General features: G+C 55.9%; 4 protein-coding genes. 3 read left to right on the forward strand and 1 reads right to left on the reverse strand.

Going from position 1 to position 3,887, the window contains the following annotated elements:
* Positions 1 to 119 precede the first annotated feature (119 nt).
* Positions 120 to 2,447 carry a cysteine peptidase family C39 domain-containing protein gene (locus tag ABD974_RS17115; protein ID WP_345304558.1) on the forward strand — a complete coding sequence of 776 codons (2,328 nt, stop codon included), beginning with the start codon at positions 120 to 122 and terminating at the stop codon, positions 2,445 to 2,447.
* Between the two features lie 61 nt (positions 2,448 to 2,508).
* The gene (locus ABD974_RS17120) at positions 2,509 to 2,910 is read left to right on the forward strand and encodes a hypothetical protein (RefSeq protein WP_345304559.1); all 402 of its coding nucleotides are present in this window, start codon (positions 2,509 to 2,511) and stop codon (positions 2,908 to 2,910) included.
* 283 nt (positions 2,911 to 3,193) lie between these two features.
* Here the strand turns inward: ABD974_RS17120 and ABD974_RS19540 are convergent, their stop codons facing one another.
* Positions 3,194 to 3,349 carry a hypothetical protein gene (locus ABD974_RS19540; protein ID WP_425562727.1) on the reverse strand — a complete coding sequence of 52 codons (156 nt, stop codon included), beginning with the start codon at positions 3,347 to 3,349 and terminating at the stop codon, positions 3,194 to 3,196.
* Between the two features lie 290 nt (positions 3,350 to 3,639).
* Between ABD974_RS19540 and ABD974_RS17130 the strand changes: the two genes are divergently transcribed.
* A partial coding sequence (locus ABD974_RS17130; protein ID WP_345304561.1) for a hypothetical protein occupies positions 3,640 to 3,887 on the forward strand: 248 nt, incomplete at its 3' end.

Below are 3,887 nucleotides of genomic sequence, written 5' to 3' on the forward strand. Positions count from 1 at the left end.
GCGTGAGCGTGAGCAAGAACGACGCGAACACGTTCCGGCCGTACAACCCGAACGAAGCCATCGGATCGACGACGCCGAGTTTGCCGTATATCCCGCCGGTGAAGGGCGGATGCAACACGATGGCGATGATCATCATGATCGTCATCGCCATCGTGGTCACGGTGGTGACTTACGGCGCAGCATCCGGTGCGGTCTGGGGGGCGCTTGGCACGGTTGGAACGTCCGTCGGAGCGACAGCAGCTGCCGGCGCAGTTGCTGCTGCTGCCGGCAGCATTGTCAGTCAGGGCATTGGCAGCTTGGCAGGCGTAGCCAGCTTCAGCTGGCGGCAGGTCGGGGTCGATGCATTGGCGGGCGCGATTACGGCTGGTGCAGGCGTTTGGCTGAAATCTGGCGGCAGTGCCCCGATGTTCGCAAAGAGTGCAGCTGAAACAGCCAAGAAGGCGACATGGCTCACCAAACTCGGGTCGGCCATGGGCGGCAGTGGGAAACTGACGACCTTGGGACGCGTCACGCAGGGAGTAGTCGGCTACGCCGCGAACGTCGCAGCCAACGCAGCATTCAATCGCGATACCGGGTTCAGCTGGAACGCGATGGCGGCCTCGGTGGTTGGTTCTTACGCATCGGCGAAGCTTGGTGGTCGTTTGACATTTCTCGAAGGTGGTGACAGCAGCGGAAGTTTCTTTAAGGACTTCAGCGGTAACCTGATTCACGGTGCCGTTGGTGCTACGGCACGCCGCATGATGGGACTCGGTCGCCAGGACTGGGGCGGGATCGCGGCGAATGCGTTCGGCAGCGCAGTAGGGAACGCGCTGGGTGGAGCCATCCTGAAGGGGGTTCATGACACCAGAGATTACAATTTCATGCGCGAAGAGCTGTCCAAGAGACCGGGCGGTTACAAGATAGACCCTTCGCTCTCATGGCAAGAAGCCTACGAGCAAATGGGCAGGGACTACAATCAGGCCTTCACGCCTCAACTCGGATCGGGTCAGTTAATGTCTGGGGCTGATGCTTCCAGCGAGGTCGACGGCGCGCCACCTGTTCCTGCAGTGTCTGAGCATTTGTCGGTCGGCGGCATATCTTCCGATGCCGGAGTCGACGGCGCGGTGGTGGGTCGTGAGTCCATGCCGCGAAGAATGTATCGTCAATCAGTAGCCAAGGCAGAGGATGACGTTCGGCGAGACAAATATGGGCGACCCTATGCGGAAGGCGCTGCGCTCGATCAGTTGATGAAGATCGATGTCTATGCGCGCAAGCATCGTGACTTTGCAGATTGGTCGGCGCAGGCTGTGCTTGACTATGTTTATCCACGTTATTACAAAACAGAAAACCCGTGGGCTATAGATCAGGTGCTCGACGCCGTCGCGGTCAGAGCGGAAATTTCAAAGGAAGACAGGGGCTTCTATCTTGCGGCGCATATCATGAGTCGCGGTGGTGGCCAAATGTTTAGTAAAGAGTACTGGGACCGATTTAACCGGGAGGGACGTACGATCACATACCCGACAAGATATTCAGCGGGTGATCTCGCTTGGCGCAACGAGCCGGTCAACAGATTGCTGAACACCATTGGTGAGACGCTGGTGCCGTGGCCTTATGAACGCGAGCGCCGTAATCGGGGCGATTGGCAATCGCCGCCGCTGAACAAGTGGTTCAGCGCAGGCGGCAAGATGGGCGGTAATGCGTTCTTTGATACCATTAATTCTATTCCTGTCCCGGACGAAGATGGGGGGTGGATGGAGCCGAGGACAGATCCGGTCTTTGAATTCGATAACGAGGAAATAGATGCTGCGGCGGCGCTGGGGGTGGCCGCGGTTCCGGCAACTATACTGGGCGGAGAATTCACTGCGGTTCGTACTTTGGCAACCGCAAATCGCTTGGATAATTACTACGATCTCAGGCATATCAGGTCTTGGGGTGACCTTGGTGTTCCGGGAGTGACATACAGTTTGGAGAGGGGTGGTCAAGGTCTTGCGACGTTGAAATATTTGGATGGCGTGGAACTCAAGCCATACGTGTCCAGTGAGCTTCTGCTTGGGCAATCGGTGGTGTATTCATGCGGTGCCGCAAGTTGTCGCATGGCGGCTGGCCTATACGATGTTCCAGAGGCCTATGTTCGTAGTGCGCTTGGCACAACAGAAAATGGCACGCGGTTTGCTAACATGCCGGAAGGCTTGCGCATGCTTGGGTTTGACGGGACGGCAACTTATATAGAAGATGCTAGCGCAGATTACCTCGCGAACGCATCACGTAACGGTTCGCGCTCTGTAGTCAGCGTGTGGCAGGGTGCGGATGAATCACATGCAATCGTTCTCGATGGGATCAGTGATGGGATGGCATACATCCGAGATCCGTGGCCAAATGGTATGGGATCCAGTTATGCGATTCCCGTTGATCACTTGGAGCGCGCCATGACTGGTCGAGCAGTTGTTATCACGCCGAAGATAGAGTGAGAATGCCATGACGCTAACGTGCGACATATATTTGCCGAATGCCCTAAAAGGGAACTCATTGTTGCTGAAACAGCTTAGAGTTTTCGACCCGGAATTTATTATCGATGAAGGTCGGGAATATTCTGGTTTTCTCGGTTTAAATTTGAAAAGAATCAACGGGGTTTCGGTTGTAACTCAATTTCGAAAAAATGGAGTTCCGGCATTCAGTGTTCCAATAAGTTATCGAGATTCTCCGAGAATTTCGGAGGTCGATGCGATGAGGGCGGCTGGCCTGTTTGGATCTATGGAAATTGGTCAAAGTAAAAATATGAATCCAATGTTTTTTGTTTTTAGAGTGCATAATAAGAATGGTGAGCTAAAAGATGAAGGCGGTGGATTGATTGTGATTGATTCATTGGATGGGCATGTTTGGCGAGATGATGAGATGGTCGAGTATATGTATGACTTCAATAATGTAATTTGAGGTGTGGCGTCCGTTGTCCGCGAATCCCGATCCTGAGCTTCGCGACAATCGGATTTCAGCTTTCGAGCTGCTTGTTTTGATCGTATCTGCGTATGCGAGAGGCTTTTCAACGTCGATTCTGGCGAAAATTTCGCCAAGAATCGGCGGGTGCTTGAAGTCGAGGCGTCAAGATTCGCGGGCAGTGCCTGTCCGGTCGCTTGCGCCTCGTTTTAGTTCGTACGACGCTTATCGTCGTCGTGATCGTTTTGGTTTCGACTCGCGTTTTGGGGGGATGTCCCAGGCTTCAACCGGCGTATGCCCGCTGATCGATTGATGCGGTCGGTGCTGGTTGTAGGTGTCGCGCAGCAGATGTCGCTTGAAGTTCGGCTTCGTTCCTGATGTCGTAGGCCCGCAGCTGCTGCTTGAGCGTCGACCAGACGCGTTCGATGCGGCCGTTCATCCATGGGCATTGCGGTGCGATGCGCTGATGTTTGATGCCGAGCCAGTGCAGGGCGAAGCCGAAGACCTAGGGCGTGAAAATCGTTTCGTTGTCGATTATGATCTTTGAGAAAGATCCGAGGCGAATGAATCCGGCGGCTGAGCTTCGCTGCAGCCGACCGCGAATTTCGCCGGCATCGATGCTTGGTCGTCGCGGATCGTGACCAAAAATCAAGTGCGGCGATTCATTGCTGTCACCCGTTGCGACGGGGGTGATTGTCGTCGTCGCTGAGGGTTCTGCGTGGCGCGGCGGTGACCAACAGCGCGCCGGTGTCCGCGATCGCGCTGCCGAACCGCAGCGCGCAGGTGGGCGGTGCGGTGTCGTGGTCGATGACGGCGAACAGCTTCACCGATGCGAACGGCGACACGCTGACGTATGCGCTGTGGGTGGAGATCCCGGCGCACACGCGGTTGGTGTGGAATCCGATGGTGGGCGAGAACGGCGAGTGGGTGGAGCAGAACGTCGCCGCGCAGTGGGTGTCGGGTTCGAGCGCGGGCCT

Origin of the sequence: Lysobacter hankyongensis, assembly GCF_039543145.1 — a bacterium.
Taxonomy (GTDB): Bacteria; Pseudomonadota; Gammaproteobacteria; order Xanthomonadales; family Xanthomonadaceae; genus Lysobacter_I; species Lysobacter_I hankyongensis.